Source organism: Geomonas sp. Red276, assembly GCF_054784495.1.
This window is the reverse complement of the sequence record NZ_BLXW01000005.1, coordinates 164,253-181,652: the sequence shown is the minus strand read 5'-3', so window position 1 is coordinate 181,652 and position 17,400 is coordinate 164,253. Positions and strand designations below refer to the sequence as shown.

The 17,400-nt window shown below is 64.1% G+C and carries 10 protein-coding genes; 3 read left to right on the top strand and 7 right to left on the bottom strand.

The features are described from left to right. Positions 1-1,583: 1,583 nt before the first annotated feature. From ACYVL5_RS05825 to glmU, 3 genes are all read right to left on the bottom strand, one after another. A complete protein-coding gene (locus ACYVL5_RS05825; RefSeq protein ID WP_460594610.1) occupies positions 1,584-2,261 on the bottom strand; it encodes a fibronectin type III domain-containing protein in 678 nt (225 codons plus the stop codon). Between the two features lie 306 nt (positions 2,262-2,567). Then, positions 2,568-4,397 carry a glutamine--fructose-6-phosphate aminotransferase gene (gene glmS, locus ACYVL5_RS05820; RefSeq protein ID WP_460594609.1) on the bottom strand — a complete coding sequence of 610 codons (1,830 nt, stop codon included), beginning with the start codon at positions 4,395-4,397 and terminating at the stop codon, positions 2,568-2,570. A gap of 225 nt (positions 4,398-4,622) precedes the next feature. Further along, positions 4,623-6,005: a bifunctional UDP-N-acetylglucosamine diphosphorylase/glucosamine-1-phosphate N-acetyltransferase GlmU gene (gene glmU, locus ACYVL5_RS05815; RefSeq protein WP_460594608.1), complete on the bottom strand. Its 1,383-nt coding sequence runs from the start codon at positions 6,003-6,005 to the stop codon at positions 4,623-4,625. A 190-nt stretch (positions 6,006-6,195) separates the two neighbouring features. On the opposite strand from glmU, the gene ACYVL5_RS05810 reads away from it, so the two are divergent. The 3 genes from ACYVL5_RS05810 (at position 6,196) to ACYVL5_RS05800 (ending at position 11,212) form a co-directional block, all read left to right on the top strand. Then, positions 6,196-6,744 (top strand): MXAN_5187 C-terminal domain-containing protein, encoded by a 549-nt coding sequence (locus ACYVL5_RS05810; RefSeq protein ID WP_460594607.1) that lies wholly within the window; start codon positions 6,196-6,198, stop codon positions 6,742-6,744. Beyond that, positions 6,741-8,591 (top strand): B12-binding domain-containing radical SAM protein, encoded by a 1,851-nt coding sequence (locus tag ACYVL5_RS05805; protein ID WP_460594606.1) that lies wholly within the window; start codon positions 6,741-6,743, stop codon positions 8,589-8,591. Before ACYVL5_RS05810 ends, ACYVL5_RS05805 begins: the two co-directional genes overlap by 4 nt. Positions 8,592-9,289: 698 nt before the next feature. Next, positions 9,290-11,212 carry a cytochrome c3 family protein gene (locus ACYVL5_RS05800; protein WP_460594605.1) on the top strand — a complete coding sequence of 641 codons (1,923 nt, stop codon included), beginning with the start codon at positions 9,290-9,292 and terminating at the stop codon, positions 11,210-11,212. Positions 11,213-11,352: 140 nt separating this feature from the next. On the opposite strand, the gene priA is transcribed toward ACYVL5_RS05800, so the two are convergent. The 4 genes from priA to ACYVL5_RS05780 form a co-directional block, all read right to left on the bottom strand. After that, entirely contained in the window at positions 11,353-13,617 is a 2,265-nt protein-coding gene (gene priA / locus ACYVL5_RS05795; protein WP_460594604.1) for a primosomal protein N', read from the bottom strand. 106 nt (positions 13,618-13,723) lie between these two features. Then, a complete protein-coding gene (locus ACYVL5_RS05790) occupies positions 13,724-14,911 on the bottom strand; it encodes an FprA family A-type flavoprotein (protein WP_460594603.1) in 1,188 nt (395 codons plus the stop codon). 237 nt (positions 14,912-15,148) lie between these two features. Then, positions 15,149-16,471 carry a DEAD/DEAH box helicase gene (locus tag ACYVL5_RS05785; RefSeq protein WP_460594602.1) on the bottom strand — a complete coding sequence of 441 codons (1,323 nt, stop codon included), beginning with the start codon at positions 16,469-16,471 and terminating at the stop codon, positions 15,149-15,151. A gap of 554 nt (positions 16,472-17,025) precedes the next feature. Beyond that, positions 17,026-17,301: an HU family DNA-binding protein gene (locus ACYVL5_RS05780; protein WP_250677546.1), complete on the bottom strand. Its 276-nt coding sequence runs from the start codon at positions 17,299-17,301 to the stop codon at positions 17,026-17,028. Positions 17,302-17,400: the final 99 nt, after the last annotated feature.

Genomic DNA, 17,400 nt, shown 5'->3' with positions numbered 1-17,400 from the left:
GAAATTGCCCAGCGACGCTAAAGGCGGGGATGGAGGAAGGAGCTCAGGGGGTGGCCGGAATCAAACGGAATAGATGGCCGGCTTGAATCGGAATGGGTGGCCGACTTCGATCGGAATCGGTGGCCGGCTTGCCGCGGAATACGCAGTGAATTACCGACGGATCCAGGAACGAGGAGAACAATGGCGTGAAGAATGGGCTCCAATGCGTGATCTGTTGACGACCGTCAAACAGATCACGCCTGCATTCCCAGCAAACTCCTATATTTTCGCTACCAACCCTCCTTACGGCCGGACCTTTCTCATGCAGGGGCTCAGGGCTTTCTATAAAGATCCCGACATGAAATGGATCAGTGACCTAAGCTACTCACCACAGCCTGGGCAGAGGGCGTTTCTGATAAATTTTGATCCTGTTCTCACCGTGATCCCTTTTTCAGATTCCCTTGGAAACATCCTGAGACGGGGGCAAAGGGAAGGGTGGCTAGGCCCTCTGCCAGGAGTGTTGGACTGAAGATCTTCCACCTGACAAAGACCTCCGGCAAGAGCCGTTACCAACAGTAAGGCCCCTATCCCGCCCGCTGGGCCGTCATCTGCGGGGGCAAGATTAAACTGCTTTCCTACCACGAAATCACGATCGATCCCGCACCACCCGGGGTGCACTGAGGAGTCACTGGTCCTCCCTGACCACTACGGACCAAGGCCCCGGCCCGCTGGAATTAACTCCTCTGATCCGGAAATAGTACAGCCTCCCCGGCTCGAGGCCGTCGTCCATTAAAGGGGGACGTTGCCAAGCAAGTTGAGTTCTCCACCTTTCCACGAAAGGCTTGCACCCCTTTCACTTAACTTGCTTCGTCCGCCTGCGTCCGCCCCTGCGTCCGACCGTTCCCGAGCTTGAATCGCAGGGGCTCAAGCTTGGATCCCGGGGGCTCAAGCAAAAATCGGCGGACTCAAGCTTAATTCCACCGTTCCGAGTTTAAAATCGGGTGGCCGGGAACAAAAAAGCCCTTTTTTTCGTGAAAAACACCCGACCTGAGTTGACAACCGGAGAAAGCATCCTCCGAGGGAGGCTATTTCGACGTGAAACGGCGGGAAATAAGCTTGGATCCACCGGGAATAAGCTTAGTTTCCAGAGAATAAGCTTGGTTCCCGGGGGAATAAGCTTAGTCCCCCTGGAAGCAAGCTTGGAGCGGCAGATCTTTGCTTATTCCCCACCGGTCGGTGCTTGAGTCAGGCGGTTGTGCATCCCCCCGTCCTCACCCAGTCCCCCTCTTGAAGGGAAGGGGACCTGGATCTAGCCGGCATGTAAAGAGAGGAGGAGACCTAGGTCACTCTGCTCGTAACATGGCCTAGTCAACCTGCTCATAGGATAGGGGAAGGCAACGTGGGCGAGCTTTCCGTTATGAACATGAGGGAAGTTGGGCAGAGGACTCAGAAAGGTAGTTGTGGTCCGGGTGGGTGGGAGCTGTCGCGCCAAGGATTACCGACAGGGTCCAGGTTAGTGCTGGAGGAGGAAGGGTGACGCCGGCAGGCGGTGAAGTTTGGAAGGGGAACGGGGTCAGGCGGGATGCCTGACCCCCCATGCTACATCAGATCGCCCGGAGGCTGACCACTACGGACCAAGGCCCCGGCCCGCGGGAATTAACTCCCCTGATCCGGAAATAGTACAGCCTCCCCGGCTCGAGGCCGTCGAACTCAAACTTCGTCCTCAGTCCGCTCTTCAGGAAACTCCAGTTCCCGTCGACGGCGGGATCCGACGTAGTCCACCAGAGCTCCCAGGACCTCACTCCTTTGGCTCCGGCAAACTTGAGATTCATGCTCCTCGGGTGAGTCCCGTGCGACGGGGTGAGCCCGGTGGCCGTGACATCCAAAAGCGCCGGCAACATGTTCCTCGTCACCTGGGTGGCAGGGGCGTAGCCGGTGTTGAGCAACGCCTCGGGATTATTCCGCCCCATGATCTCCACCCAGTTACCGAAGTAGTAGATATCCTGGATCAGCTGCGCCCTGGCTTGGTCCCTCAGAGCGGTCTGGGAGGTGTCCCCCCCCAAGACCGCAAGGTAGGCCTGGTTGAGGATGGCGTGTTCCTTGGTCATTGAAGTGAGGATGTCATCCACCGGTTGCGGATTTTGCCCCACCCGGTAGCAGTTGTGGGCTGCGGCGCACCCCAGGATGGTGCCTGTTTGGGCCAGCAAACTGGGAATCTGCTCCCCCGCCAGCCAGGTCGTCAACGGCCTCTTCGGCGTTTCCGGCTTCTTCTTCTTTGGCATTCCGGTCCTCCTTTCCTCGAATTGGCTCCTCTCGGGACGAGTTTACAGAAGAGGGGTGCGTTGGCAAGTCAGAGGCGGGTGGGCTAGGGGCCGTTTGGCCGGAAGACTATAATGAGAAAGCCAGGGTGGCGTTCTAAGCCGTCCCAAGGACGCTGAACGACTGGGGGCGGTTAAACGGTGGCCTCATTAAACGGGGGAGCCGGGGCGGGAAATTTTTTTTGCAGTCGAACCCCATCCTCACCCTGTCCCTCCCCTTGAAGGGGAGGGACCGTGCTGGGAAGAGGGAATGGGTTGAAGGGGGAAAGCCTATTCGACGGTCACGCTCTTGGCGAGGTTTCTCGGCTGGTCGACGTCGGTACCTTTGAGGACCGCGACGTGGTAGGCCAAGAGCTGCATCGGGATCGAGACGATGATCGGCACCACGTCCTCGCCGTCCTCGGGGATCTCCAGCGCCACTTCGGCCTTGGACTTCACCTTCTCATCGCCGGCCGAGCAGACCGCGATCACGCGCCCGCCGCGGGCGATGACCTCCTCCATGTTGGAAAAGACCTTGTCGTAGTTGGCCCCCTTGGGAACCAGCACCACCACCGGCATGTTTTCGTCGATGAGGGCGATCGGGCCGTGCTTCATCTCGCCGGCGGCGTAACCCTCGGCGTGGATGTAGGAGATCTCCTTGAGCTTCAGAGCCCCCTCCAGGGCGATCGGGTAGTTCATGCCGCGCCCCAGGTAAAGGAAGTCGCGGGCGGACAGGTAGTTCCTCGCCACCTTCTCCACCTGGTCGTTGAGCTTCAGGGTCTCTTCCATGAGGGCCGGGACCCGCACGATGGAGGCGATGAGCTTTCTCCCCTCCTCGCAGCTCATCGCCCCGCGGGCGCGCCCGAGCCGGATGGTGAAGAGGTAGAGGGCGACCAGCTGGGTCACGAAGGCCTTGGTGGAGGCCACCCCGATCTCGGGGCCTGCGTGGGTGTAGATGACGCCGTCGGCCTCGCGGGCGATGGAGGAGTCCACCACGTTGCAGATGGCCACCGCCTTGCCCCCCCGGCGCCGGGACTCGCGCATGGCGGCCAGGGTGTCGGCGGTCTCCCCGGACTGGGAGATCAGCATGACCAGGGTCTTGTCGTTCACCACCGGGTTGCGGTAGCGGAACTCGGAGGCGATGTCCACCTCCACCGGCACCCGGCAGTGCTCCTCGATCAGGAACTTGCCGACCAGCGCCGCGTGCCAGGAGGTGCCGCAGGCGATGATGCAGATCCGGTCGATCTTCTTCAGGTCGGCATCGGTCATCTCCAGGTTCTCGAGGTAGACGTCACCCTCGACCTCGCGCAGCCTGCCGGCGATGGTGTCCCTGACCGCGCGGGGCTGCTCGAAGATCTCCTTCAGCATGAAGTGGCGGTAGCCCCCCTTCTCGGCCATGTGCGGGGACCAGTCGATGTGGCGCGGGGTCTTGGCGAGCGCCTCGCCGGCGATGGTGGAGAAGTTGACGGTGCCGTTTTTGAAGACCGCCACCTCGCCGTCCTCGAGGAAGATCATGGAACGGGTGTGGGAGAGGATGGCCGGGATGTCGGAGGCGATGAAGTACTCACCCTCCCCCATGCCGACCACCATCGGCGCGCCGAGCTTGGCGGCGATCAGCACCCCCGGCTCGTCCTCGCACAGGATGCAGACCGCGTAGGCCCCCTCCAAAACGGCCAGCGCCTCGCGCACGGCGGTCTCGAAGTTGCCGCTCTTTCTCCTCTTGGACTCGATCAGGTGCGAGATCACCTCGGTGTCGGTCTCGCTCTTGAAGGTCGCCCCCTCCGCCTTCAGCTGGTCGCGGAGCTGGAGATAGTTCTCGATGATCCCGTTATGGACCACCACCACGCTCCCGGCCTGGTGGGGATGGGCGTTGATCTCGGAGGGGCGCCCGTGGGTGGCCCAGCGGGTGTGCCCGATGCCGACCGTGCCGTCGATCGGGTCGGCGGCCAAAAGGCGCTCCAGGTTGATCAGCTTTCCTTCGCTGCGCTTGATGGTCGCCTTCCCCTCGGCTATGGTGCAGATCCCCGCGGAGTCGTAACCGCGGTACTCGAGCTTTCTCAGTCCTTCAATGATGATGGAGGTGGCATCCCTGCCCCCCGTGTATCCCACGATACCGCACATGTGACACCCCTTCTGGCAACGGCACCGGCCCGGCGGTTCAGTGAACCCCGGGTCCGGCGTCGATAGCCGCGGCGAATTAAAATGATGATTCTGACGGTGAAAAGGCTACCTGAGGAGGGAGTGGAGGTCCCAACCCTGTTCCCATTTCTCTATTTCGTCTAATCTCGGAGAACATGAGTATAGCAGGGTTGGGGAATTTGTGGCAAGTTTCCGGGAAAAAAAGTTCTAACCTTTTCCCTTTTTAAGCTTCCACCCCTCCTTGTTCACTTGGGGAGTACGCGAGATAGCCAGAGAATCGGGGGGGACGTCGACTGTTACCGTGGTCCCCGCCGCGATGAGAGAGTTCCTCCCCACCTTGACCGGCGCCACCAACTGTACGTCGCTTCCCACGAAGACATCGTCCTCGATGGTGGTGTGGTGCTTCTTCACGCCATCATAGTTGCAGGTGATGGTCCCGCAGCCGATGTTGACCCCGGCCCCGATGGTGGCGTCCCCCAGGTAGGTGAGATGGGAGGCCTTGGACCCCTTCCCCATCACGATCTTCTTGGTCTCCACGAAGTTGCCGATCTTGACCTTGGCCATCAGCTCGCAGCCGGGGCGCAGGTGCGCCATGGGGCCGATCTGCACCTCCTCGTGGAGAAGCCCCTCCTCGATGACGCTCCCCGCCTTGATGACGCTCCCGTCGCCGATGGAGCTCGAGCTGATCACCGCGCCCTGGCCGATCTCGCACCCCTCGCCGATCACGGTCTTGCCGGTGATGGTGACGCCGGGGTGGATCACCGTGTCGCGGCCGACCCTGACGCCGCGGTCGATGTAGACGGCGGCCGGGTCGATCATGGTCACCCCGGAAACCATCAGCTCCCGGTTGATCCTCCCCCTCAGTATGCGCGCCGACTCGGCGAGCTGCACCCGGTCGTTGACGCCGGATATCTCGGCGGGATCGGCCACCGTGTAGGAGAGGCACTTGCGCCCCTGGCCGGCGGCCTGCTTGATCACGTCGGTCAGGTAGTATTCGCCCTGGGCGTTGTTGGCGTCGAGCTTCTCCACCGCCTCGGCCAGGAAGGCGCGGTCCACGCAGTAGACCCCGGCGTTCACCTCCTGGATCCTGCGCTCCTCGTCGCTGGCGTCCTTCTCCTCGACGATGGCGGTGACGCTCCCGTCATCGCCCTTGAGGACCCGTCCGTAGCCGAAGGGCTCGGCGAAGCGGGCGGTCATCACGGTCAGGGTGGCGCCGCTCGCCTGGTGCACCTTCACCATGGCGCCCAGGGTGGCGGCGGTCAAAAGCGGGGTGTCGCCGCAGAGGATCAGCACGGTGTCCGTGCCGGCGGACAGGTGGGGCATCGCGCAGCGGACCGCATGGCCGGTCCCGAGCTGCTCGGCCTGGACGGCAAAGGAGACTTCCTTTTCCCCTTGTGCGAAATAGTCGCGGACCTTTTCCTGCTGGTGCCCCACCACCAGCACGGCCGAACCGACCCCCGCCTCGAAGGCGGCGGCCACCGGCCACGCGATCATCGGAGCACCCGCTAACGGATGCATCACCTTTACCAGGGCGGACTTCATCCTGGTCCCCATCCCGGCGGCCAAAACGACAGCGGAAAGCTTCGCCATGAGTTCTCCTCACCTTCGCCAGTCAGCCGAAGGAATTATTTCGTATAATGCCTGAAGATGACAATTTTCTACTTCTAGCAACATCGCCCACCGCAGTCAAGCCTTTCCCCCCCGCAACCGGGCGCGATTTCCTTATTTTTTGCGATTTACATGGGCCCAAGTAACCGTTATAGTTCGCGGGGGAGGCGGAATGGGCACCACCGAAGACATCGCGCGACTGGAGCAGGACCTCCGCGAGCTGATCATAAAGTACGAGCAGTACTTCTTCGGCATCGAGAAGAGGGAACCGGTGCGCCTTCTCGACGAGGTAGAGCGCCAGGTCCGCCGCTACCAGAACGTGAGCATCACCAACACCCGCGACCGTTTCCGCTACGACTCCGCAGTGGCCGCCCTCAACGTGCACCGCCAGAAATGGACCCGGATCAACCGCCTGATCGAGGAGGGGAGATACGAGCGCGACCGCTTCCGGATGACCCTCAACCAGGACAAGAAACCGGTCCGGCAGGCTGCCGTATCCAGCGGCGAGGAGATGGAAAGGGTCTACCAGCAGTACATCACCGCCCGCCGCGCCTGCAATCTCCCGGTCGACAACGTCACCCGCGAGGCGCTCTTCAACGCCATCGAAAAGCAGAAGCCCGCCATCCTCAGCAAGTACGGCGCGAAGGAGGTCGATCTCGTGGTCGTCATCGAGAACGGCAAGCCGCGCGTGAAGGCCCGCCAGAAGTTATCCAAACGATGAAGATCACCCTGGTTACCATTCATCCCCGGCGCTCCCCCCAGGCGGTGCCGCTCGCCTGCGCGTTCCTGAAGTCCGTGCTGGACGCCGACGCCGGCCTCGCGGCACGGGTGTCGAGCGGGCTTTGCGACCTCTACCTGGAAACGTCCGCCGAGGAAGGGGCCCGGGAGATCCTCTCCGCCGATCCCGACCTGGTGGCCTTCTCCGTCTACGTCTGGTGCAGGGAAGAGACCGTCGAGGTGGCCCGCGCCCTCAAAAGGCTCAAGCCCGGCCTCACCGTCTGCGCCGGCGGCCCCGAGGTCACCGCCAACCCGTCCCCGCTGACTGCGCTCGCCCCCTTCGACTTCCTGGTCATGGGTGAGGGGGAGGGTCCCTTCCGTGAAGCGGTCCGGCGCCTCGCCTCGGGTGGGTCGCTCAGGGACATCCCCGGCCTTCTCCTCCCCGGCGGAATGAGCGCGCTACCCTCCCCGCCCTTCGACCTCGAGGCCATCCCCTCCCCGTACCTCGAAGGGCTCCTCGACCCGGCCGCCACCGGAGGGGTCCTCTGGCAGCTCTCGCGCGGCTGCGACTTCGCCTGCGCCTTCTGCTTCGACCACAAGGGGGGGGGAGGGGTCCGGCGCTTCCCGATGGAGCGCATCCGGGAGGAGCTCAAGCTCTTCGCCCGCCTGAAGGTCCCCCAGGTCTTCGTGCTCGATTCCACCTTCAACAAGATCCCGCAGCGCGCCAAGGAGATCCTCCGGCTGATCCGGAAGACCGCCCCCGGGGTGCATTTCCATTTCGAGGTGCGCAGCGAATTCATCGACGAGGAGATGGCCGAGCTCTTCGCATCCATCACCTGTTCGCTGCAGATCGGGCTCCAGAGCGCCCATCCGGCCGTGATGCGGGCGGTGGGGAGGGGGTTCGACCCGGACGACTTCCGCGACCGGGTGATGCTCCTCAACGAAACTGGCGCCATCTTCGGGTTCGACCTCATCTACGGGCTCCCCGGGGACTCGCTGCCGCTCTTTTGCCAGTCGCTCGACTTCGCCCTGGCGCTCTACCCGAACCACCTCGACATCTTCCCGCTCGCGGTACTCCCCGGCACCCGGCTCCACCGGAAGGCCGACCAGTTCAGGCTCGCCCACCTTCCCGATCCCCCGTACACGGTTACCTCCACCCCGGAGTTCACCGCGGCCGACCTCACCGAGGCCTCCCTGCTCGCCACCGCCTGCGACGTCTTCTACAGCCGCGGGAAGGCGGTCGCCTGGTTCAACGCGGTGGTGGCCCCCCTGCGGCTGACCCCGTCCGCCTTCCTGGCCGCCTTCGGGGCCTTCCTCAAGAAGCGGGGAGCCGTCCGGGAGGAGGAGATCCCCGAAGAGGAGATCTGGGAGCTGCAGCGCCGGTTCCTGGGAGAGATGTACGGCGGCCGCAAGGCCCGCCTCCTCCCGCTCGCCCTCGACCTGGTCGACTACCACCACCGCTACGCCCAGGCGCTCATGGCCGAGCCCCCCCTCCCCCTTTCCGGCCGCCAGCTCAAGGGAATAGACCCGCTGCGGCGCCCGCTGGCCCTGGCGCCTAGCGCCTTCCTGGCCACCTTCAACTACGAGATCCTCGACATCCTCGAGGCGGGGGAGATGGACCTTCCCGCCTTCGCCTCCTGCTTCCGCCCCTCCCCCTCCTGGGCCATCATCTACCCCGGCCAGGGAGAGGTCTGCACCGAATCGGTCTCCGAGGCGTACTACCGACTCCTCACCTCGCTGGACGGCAGGCGCCCGGCCGGGGAAATCGGCCGCGAGCTCTCCATCCCCCGCGCAGACCTCCTCTCCTTCCTGGAATTCGCCCTCTCCGAAGGGATCGTCACCCCCGCCTGACCGCGCACGAGGCCCCAAGCCCGCCACCCGGACCATCCTCCACCCGTATCGAAAGGGGCTCTCCGCCTTCCTTCATACTCTCCCCGCCTCCTCAGACGCTCTCCGCCCGCTCTCTCCGCCCGCCTCCAGACGCCCCGGCCTTCCATGCGCGTTTTCGGCTCCTCGCCCAGACCTTTCTCCGTTTCCTTCCAGTCGCTCCCCACCCCCCTCCGGCCGCTCCCCAACGCTTCTGCGGCCGCTTCGGTGCCCCTTCGGTGCGGCTCTCGCTGGTCCCGTGCCATCCCCTTGAAATTTTTCCCCTAAAGTTGGCAACCAGGATGCCGACAAAGCTCCATAAGTGGCAGACAGCCGCATTTTTGCTAATGAGATGTGGTGGTAAAAGATTAATAAAATTCCTCCTACCCAGAATTTCCCCGCAGTTAGCCGCCCGCCGTCCAACCAGATTTGGTTTTGTTAATTAATTATCTGGACTTTTGTCTAATGGTAATGTATACAACGCCGACAACCCTCGCCAAATCACTGCACTTTTTCCCCTCTTTTCAGCCAATTCGCGGCGGGTAAAGTTGTATCAGCCTTATTAATCTACGCTTTTTATGTTGATTTATCGTTAATTGCGTATTACATTAGGCGCCGCCTAACGTGCCATTTGACGCATGCAGTCCAGCAAAACGATGTTTCTTTTTTATGAGGAGATTACAATGGTACAGATCTTCACCCGCTTAGTTCCGTTACTGCTGCTTGTCCTACTCGCTCGACCAGCCGCCGCCCAGCAAGGGCTCGCCATCGACCCGGCCACCTGCCTCGGTTGCCATGGCGACAAGATCAATGCGGCCCAGATGGCCCTCTCGGTGCACGGCAAAAACGGCTGCACCAGCTGCCATGTCGAAATCGTCGAGCTCGCCAAACACATGAAGGGCGAGGTGAAGGTCGGCAAGGTACAATGCGTTCGCTGCCACAAAAAGGAAGCTCTCGAGCACGCCGGCAGCATCCACACCGAAAAAGGTATCATGTGCGCCAACTGCCACACCGATATCCACACCCACACCTCCTGGAACAAGGACAAGCGCCGGGTGCTCGCCATCTGCGTGAAGTGCCACAAGGACGAGCGCGGCTTCACCCAGTCGGTCCACGGCAAAGGTGTCCTGGCCGGCAACCAGGATTCGGCCGCCTGCAACGACTGCCACAATCTCCACGACATCAAGGCGCTGGGCGATCCGAGCTCCAAGAGCAACCGCGAATTCCACACCAAGGTCTGCCTCCGCTGCCACGGCGACGAGAAGCTCGTCGAGCGTAACCACATCTCCAAGGTGGCGGTGGAAAGCTACCTCGCCTCCTACCACGGGAAGAACTACCGCCTGGGCTACCCCGAGAAGGTTGCCGGCTGCGCCGACTGCCACACCGCCCACGCCATCCTCCCGGTCAAGGATCCCAACTCCTCGGTCAACTCGGCGAACCTCGTGAAGACCTGCGGCCACTGCCACGAGCGTGACTCGGTGCTCTTCACCAAGTTCTACGCCCACGGCGAGCACAACGACCGCGAGCGTTACCCGATCCTCTTCTACACCTTCGTCGCCATGACCGGCCTGCTGGTCTCCACCTTCGCGGTCTTCTGGCTCCACACCCTCCTTTGGATGATCCGCGGCTTCGTGGAGAACCGCGAGAAGGCCTCCGCCCTCGAGGCCGGCTACTCGCTGCACTCCGTCGGCCACCTCCAGGCGGCCCCGAGCCTCGGCGCCGAGTGCGCCACCCACGCCATGGTCGGCCACCACGAGATCGTCGACGGGCACAAGGTGTACCGCCGCTTCAAGGCCCGCCACATCTTCATGCACCTCCTGGTGATCATCAGCTTCCTCGGCCTCTCGCTGACCGGTCTTCCGCTCAAGTTCAGCGACCAGCCGTGGGCCAAGGTCCTCATGGGTCTCTACGGCGGCGCCCCCAACGCGGGCTTCATCCACCGCTGCTGCGCCGGCATTACCTTCGTCTACTTCGCCATGGCGCTCGGTCTTTCCATCCACTTCCTCTTCATCAGGAAGGACCTCAAGGGTAACGTCATCCAGAGGTTCTTCGGGCCCGACTCCCTGATGCCGAACCTCCGCGACATCAGCGACGTGGCCGGCATGGTCCGCTGGTTCTTCTTCAAGGGTCCCAAGCCGACCTTCGAGCGGTGGACCTACTGGGAGAAATTCGACTTCATCGCGGTCTTCTGGGGTATGTTCGCCATCGGCGGCTCCGGCCTGATGCTCTGGTTCCCCGAGTTCTTCGGCAGCTTCCTCCCGGGCTGGGCCTTCAACGTGGCGACCATCATCCACTCCGACGAGGCGCTCCTCGCCACCGGCTTCATCTTCACGGTCCACTTCTTCAACACCCACGGGCGTCCCGAGAAGTTCCCGATGGACTTCGTCATCTTCAACGGGCAGATGCCCAAGCACGAGTTCATCGAGGAGCGTGGTGACCAGTGGGCCCGCTACGAGAAGGACGGGATCACCGAGCAGTTCAAGGCCGAGAAGACCAGCGGGGTCGTCTACGACTTCTGCCTGAAGGCCTTCGGCTTCACGGCTCTCTTCATCGGGATCACCCTGCTGCTGTTCATGATCTACGCCTTCGTGGCACCTCCCCAGTAACGGCGGGGAAACGGCTGCAATGAAAAAAGGGGCTCCCGGAAGGGGGCCCCTTTTTTTGGTGGTTATTTTAATTGCGGAAGGAAAAACCTCCCTCACCCGGCCTTCGGCCACCCTCTCCCGGGGGGAGAGGGGATATAGAGCTACAGCATTTCTACGGGGTCGACGTCGATCACTACGCGGACGGTGGAGGAGTGGGTGTAGCCGGCGCGGAACCTCGCCAACAGCCGGTGCAGCTCGGAGCGCTCCCGCCCTTTGAGGAGGATCTGCCAGCGGAAACGGCCCCGGACCTTGCCAAGCGGCGCGGTGACGGGGCCAAGGACTTCCACCCGCATCCGCATCTCGGTCTTCAGGCCGCGCAACTGCCGGGCCGCGTCCTCGGCGGCCTTCTCCGCCTGGGGGTTGGAAATGGAGGATATGGTCATCGCCACCAGGTGGGCGAAGGGGGGATACCCCACTTCCTCGCGGAAGGCGATCTCCTCCCGGTAGAAGCCTTCGAAGTCGTGGGCCACCGCGCAGGTGAGCGCGTAGTGCTCGGGGGCGAGAGTCTGGACCATCACCCGCCCGGGGCGGTCCCCCCTCCCGGCCCTCCCCATCACCTGGGTCACCAGCTGAAAGGTCCGCTCGCTGCTCCTGAAATCGGGGAGGTTCAGCGAGGCGTCGGCGGAGACCACCCCCACCAGGGTGACGCCGGGGAAATCGTGCCCCTTGGCGATCATCTGGGTCCCGATCAGGATGTCGACGGAGCCGTCCTCGAGCGCCTTCAGGACGCGGGCATGGCCGCCTCTCCCCTTGGTGGTGTCCCGGTCCATGCGCGACACCCGCGCCTCGGGGAAGAGCTCCTGGACTTCCTCCTCGACCCGCTCGGTCCCCCTCCCGAGGAGGGTGATCTCGCCCCCCCCGCAGGTCGGGCAGAGGGTGGGGGCGGCCAGCGAATAGTCGCAGTAGTGGCAGACGTGGCGCCCTTTCCCGCGGTGGTAGGTGAGGGTCACCTCGCAGTTGGGGCAGCGCAGGACCTGGCCGCAGTCGTGGCAGACCAGGTAGGTGGCGAAGCCGCGCCGGTTCAGGAAGAGGAGCGTCTGCCCCCCCTTTTCCAGGTTGTCCCGGATGGCGTCGACCAGGGGGGGGAGGAAGGTCACCCCCTTCTGCCCCCGGGCGTCCAGCATCACCGTCTCCGGCATCGGGAGCTCGCGCACCCGGCTCGGGAGGTGGAGGTAGCCGAGCCGTCCGTTCATGGCGGCGTGGTAGCTCGTGATGAGAGGGGTGGCCGAGCCGAGCACCACCACCGCCTGGGCGAGCTTCCCCCGCACCAGCGCGAGGTCCCGGGCGTTGTAGCGCACCCCCTCCGACTGCTTGTAGGAGCCCTCGTGCTCCTCGTCCACCACCACGATCCCCAGCCGCTCCAGCGGGGCGAAAAGGGCCGAGCGGGCGCCGATCACGATGGAGGCCTCGCCGCGCCGGATCCGGCGCCACTCGTCGAAGCGCTCCCCGTCGGAGAGCCCGGAGTGCAGGACCGCGATCCCCACGTCGAAGCGCCTCTTGAAGCGGCCGACCAGCTGCGGGGTGAGGGCGATCTCGGGGACCAGCACCAGGGCGCTCTTTCCGGCCGACAGGGCGGCGGCGATCGACTGGAGGTAGACCTCGGTCTTGCCGCTGCCGGTCACGCCGTGGAGGAGAAAGGGTGCGAAGGAACCGCCGGCGAGGGCGGCGATGATCTTCTCGTAGGCCGCCCGCTGCCCCGGGTTGAGCGGCAGCGGCTGGTCGTGGCCAAAGCTCGCGGCGCGGAAGGGGTCGCGGTAGACCTCGCGCTCTTCGCAGTTGACCGCCCCCAGCTCCACGAGGCGATTCAGCTGCGGGGTGCAGCCCCCGAAGCGCTCCCGGAGGGCTCCCGCCGGGGTCTCCCCCTGTTCGGCGAGGTAGTCGAGGATCTCCCCCCCCTTGCCGCGCGGCCGTTCCCCGGAACCGGGAACCACCCGGTAGAACCGCTCGGTCCGCACGTTCTTCCCGCCGGCGAGGTACTCGCGCATGATGGGGGTGCCGTCCTCTCCCTTCTCGCAGCGGTAGCGGCTCACCAGGTTGATCCCGGCGGGAAGCGCCATCTTGATCACCTCTCCCAGGGGGTGGAGGTAGTAGGAGGCGATCCAACGGTAGAATTCCAGCTCGGGCGCCGTGAAGAGCGGCTCCTCGTCGAGGACTTCCAGCACCTCCTTCAGCTCGCCGGTGCCGCCGGGGGCGCCGGTGGCGACGCCGAGGAGATAGCCGGTCAGCTTGCGCCGGCCGAAGGGGACCAGCACCCGCTTGCCCGGGGCGGCCTGACCCTGCAGACGCCCGGGAAGGAGGTAATGGAAACTCCCCTCCAAGGGCAGCGGGATGGCGACCTCGACGATCTCAGGTGACGGCGTCGGCATGGGAATTCTCGTACGGGTTGGCAACGGGATCGATGGAGGAAGGAAACCCCTCCCCGGGCGGGGAGGGGGGGAAAGCAGGCCGCCGGCGGGGCCGGCGGGATGGACGCTATTTCTTGAGGACCTCTTCGGCGATGGTGCGTCCCATCGCCTCGCACTGGGCGATGATCTCCCCCCTGGGCATGAAGGGGGAGCGGATGAAGGGGACCGGGAGCTTGAAGCCGAGCCCCTTGAGGCGCTCCTCGACGAAGCGGCAGGCCTCGCCGCTCCAGCCGTAGCTTCCGAAGATCCCGCCGATGTTCCCCTTGAGGCTCACGGTGGAGAGGTAGGCGAGCACGTCCCACATCGGTTTCGGGATGTCGCGGTTGATGGTCGGGGTCCCGAAGATAAGGGCGTCCGATTCCTCCATCAGGTCGCGGATGTCGGCCACCGAGGCGTGGTTGATGTGGCAGAGGGTGACGTGGATGCCGGGGAGATTCGCCCCGCGGGCCACCGCCTCGGCCATCTTCTCGGTGTTGCCGTGCGGGGAGATGTACAGGATGGAGACCCGTTTCCCTCCCGCCTTGGGCTCGGACCACTTCCGGTAGAGGTCGATCATCCTGCGCGGGTTGCTCCGCGAGATCGGGCCGTGGCTTGGGCAGACGAGCTTGAGATCGATCCCGTCCAGCTTGCCCACCGCGGCGAGCACCCGGTCCTTGAAGGGGCGCATGAGGCAGTCGAAGTAGAAGCGGGTATCGGCCTGGAAGTCGGGGACCTCGTCGTCGAAGATCCCGTCGGCCGCGAAATGGGCGCCGAAGGCGTCGCACGGGAAGAGGACGCCGTCCTCCTCGAGCAGGGTGAACATGGTGTCCGGCCAGTGGAGGAAGGGGGCCGAGATGAACTTCAGCGTGCGGCCGCCGAGGTCGAGCGTCTCGCCGTCCTTGACCACCCGGGAGGAGAAAGGCTTATGGATCTGGTTGTTGAGGAAGGTGTTGGCCGCCTGGCTGGAGATCACGCACGCCTTGGTGCAGTGCTTGAGCAGGAAGGCGAGCGAGCCGGAATGGTCGGGCTCGGAGTGGTTGACCACGATGTAGTCCACCTCGGCCGGGTCGACGAGGGAGCGGATGTTCTCCAGGTACTCCTCGCAGCGCTTGGCCTTGACGGTGTCGATGATGGCGGTATGGGTGGCCCCGCGGACGAGGTACGAGTTGTAGGTGGTACCGTGCTCGGTCGGGAAGAGATCATCGAAAACGGTCAGGCCGGGATCCTTCACCCCGATCCAGTAGAGATCCTTTCCAAGTTCAACGGCTCCAGCCATCGGGCACCCCCTGTCGGTCGATTTGCGCTCGCGCCCTGCGCGGCACGTAGGCACCCCGGTCACTTTCAGCGGGCACCCTTGATTCACGGCACCTTACCAAAAAGAGGAGGGCAACGCAACCCTTCTTCCCCTTCCGCCCCCCTTCCCTGTCCCGCCTCTCCCGGCGTTTCACCGGCGAAAAAACAGCCGTACCCCGGCGTGCGGGATACGGCAGTCGGTTAGCGGCAGAAGGCGCTGCTACCCCTGTTTGCCGCCGTCGCGGCGGCCGCCACGGCGGTACTCGACCACCACGTCCTGGTCGCGGCGCCCCGGTTTCCCGCCGGGGGCTCCGAAGCGCCCCTTGGGGCCCGTCGTCTTGCGGCGCGGGTCGAAGGAGGGACGCCCCTTCTTGCCGCCGGGGCCGGCGTTGGCCCTGCGGAGCTGCCGGGTCGGCTCGAGCCCGGGAATCACGTGCTGGGGAAGGGTCTTGCCGGTGTAGCGCTCGATGCGGTCGAGGTAGGCGACCTCGTTCAGGGAGCAGAACGAGATGGCGACCCCGGTGGCCCCGGCGCGCCCGGTCCTGCCGATCCGGTGCACGTAGTCCTCGGCGAACTTCGGGAGGTCGTAGTTGATGACGTGGGTGACGCCGCTCACGTCGAGCCCGCGGGCCGCCACGTCAGTGGCCACCAAGAGACGCACCTTGCCGCGCCGCATGTTGACGATGGTCCGGTTGCGGGCCCCCTGCGACATGTCGCCGTGCAGGGCCGCCGCGGCGTGCCCCTGGGCGTAGAGGTCGGCGGCCAGCTGGTCGGCGTCCCTCTTGGTGGCGGAGAAGATGATGGCCTTGCTGACGCTGGCGTCGGAGATCAGGTGCTGCAGCAGGCGGTTTTTGTGCCGCATGTCGTCGGCCACGTGCAGGCGCTGCTCGATCTGGAGCTCGGCGACCTCCTTCCCTTCCACGGCCACCCTGACCGGGTCGGTTAAGAGGCGGGCGGCCAGCTTGGCCATGGCGTCATCCATGGTGGCGGTGAAGAGAAGCGTCTGGCGCCCTTCCGGGCAGGCGGCGGCGATGCGGTCCACGTCCTCGGAGAACCCCATGTCGAGCATCCGGTCCGCCTCGTCGAGCACCAGAAGCTCCAGACGGGAGAGGTTCAGGGTGCGGCGCTCGAGGTGGTCGATGATGCGACCCGGGGTGCCGACGATGAAGTCGACCGGGCGGGAAAGGAGATCCATCTGGAAACGGTACGGCATCCCCCCGAGGATGGAGCCGCTTCTCACCCGCATGAACTTCCCGTAGGAGCGGACGGCGTCGGAGACCTGGGTGGCGAGCTCGCGGGTCGGGGTCAGCACCAGGACGCGCGGCCCCTTGCCCCGCGCCGCGGAGGGGACCAGCAGGCGCTCGAGGGCGGGAAGCACGAACGAGGCGGTCTTGCCGGTGCCGGTCTGGGCCGAGCCGATGAGGTCTTTACCCTCGAGGGCCAGCGGGATGGACTGGGCCTGGATCGGGGTCGGCGCGCTGTAGCCGCAGGCGGAAAGGGCTTTGAGGATCGGGGCGGAGAGGTTCAACGATTCGAAAGACATGCGTTTCCTTTTTCCCACGACGACAGGGCGCCAGCCGCTGCGGAGCGCGGGGATCGAATTTTGCCAGGGAAGTGGCAGATAGAGGACGTGAGAGAGTGGCCGCGGCAAAGGCCGCAGCTTCGGGACGACAACAGGTGATGACCGGCAGATCGTACATCGTCGCCAACCATTTGCTGCTGCCGCATTGTCGAGGGGATTGACCGGTAATGCGAGGGGTTGGATCGATGGGAGGAGCTCGAGGCTCCGGATGAAACTGAGTCAGTCAGCCGATCACACTTACTACATGATCACCGCGAAGGCAAGCTTTTCTTTTCTACTCCGCGCTTTTGCGACTTCCTCCCGGGTCGCCGCGAGGCCATGGGCGCGGCTTTGGCGGCTTTCGCCCCGCCTGAAAAAACCTGAGCGGCGCTCGTTCCCGCCGGCACCGGCTTTCCGAAAAAAACCCCGCCAGACGATGGGGAAGCGCTCCTCGCGGAAGACATTCCCGGTCTGCGGGGTTTCGGTGCGGCACGGTCAGGCAGCCGAACGGAGGGCGCTCGGCTGCCTGAGCTGAATTACTTGGCGATGGCGTCTTTGAGAGCCTTGCCCGGACGGAACTTGGGAACCTTGGCGGCGGAGATCTTGATCTCCTTGCCGGTCTGCGGGTTGCGACCGGTGCGTGCCTGGCGGTCGGAGACTTCGAAGCTGCCGAAGCCGACCAGGGTTACCCTTTCGCCTTTCTTGAGAGCGCCGCTCACGCTGGTGATGAAAGCGCCGACCGCTTTTTCGGCTGCTCCCTTCGAGATGTTTGCGGACTTAGCAACTGCCTCAACCAGTTCTGCCTTAGTCATGTGAACCCCCCTTGGCTGTATTAAATTAAATGCCACTATAATCATAAAAACGCAATTTGCAAGGGTTTTGTGCAGAATTCCCGGCATTTTCTCCAGGAC

What these genes read in the sequence shown, in the direction of transcription:
- ACYVL5_RS05825 (WP_460594610.1), bottom strand. Translation starts at nt 2,261, where the DNA reads ATGCCAAAGAAGAAGAAGCCGGAAACGCCGAAGAGGCCGTTGACGACC.
- glmS (WP_460594609.1), bottom strand. Translation starts at nt 4,397, where the DNA reads ATGTGCGGTATCGTGGGATACACGGGGGGCAGGGATGCCACCTCCATC.
- glmU (WP_460594608.1), bottom strand. Translation starts at nt 6,005, where the DNA reads ATGGCGAAGCTTTCCGCTGTCGTTTTGGCCGCCGGGATGGGGACCAGG.
- ACYVL5_RS05810 (WP_460594607.1), top strand. Translation starts at nt 6,196, where the DNA reads ATGGGCACCACCGAAGACATCGCGCGACTGGAGCAGGACCTCCGCGAG.
- ACYVL5_RS05805 (WP_460594606.1), top strand. Translation starts at nt 6,741, where the DNA reads ATGAAGATCACCCTGGTTACCATTCATCCCCGGCGCTCCCCCCAGGCG.
- ACYVL5_RS05800 (WP_460594605.1), top strand. Translation starts at nt 9,290, where the DNA reads ATGGTACAGATCTTCACCCGCTTAGTTCCGTTACTGCTGCTTGTCCTA.
- priA (WP_460594604.1), bottom strand. Translation starts at nt 13,617, where the DNA reads ATGCCGACGCCGTCACCTGAGATCGTCGAGGTCGCCATCCCGCTGCCC.
- ACYVL5_RS05790 (WP_460594603.1), bottom strand. Translation starts at nt 14,911, where the DNA reads ATGGCTGGAGCCGTTGAACTTGGAAAGGATCTCTACTGGATCGGGGTG.
- ACYVL5_RS05785 (WP_460594602.1), bottom strand. Translation starts at nt 16,471, where the DNA reads ATGTCTTTCGAATCGTTGAACCTCTCCGCCCCGATCCTCAAAGCCCTT.
- ACYVL5_RS05780 (WP_250677546.1), bottom strand. Translation starts at nt 17,301, where the DNA reads ATGACTAAGGCAGAACTGGTTGAGGCAGTTGCTAAGTCCGCAAACATC.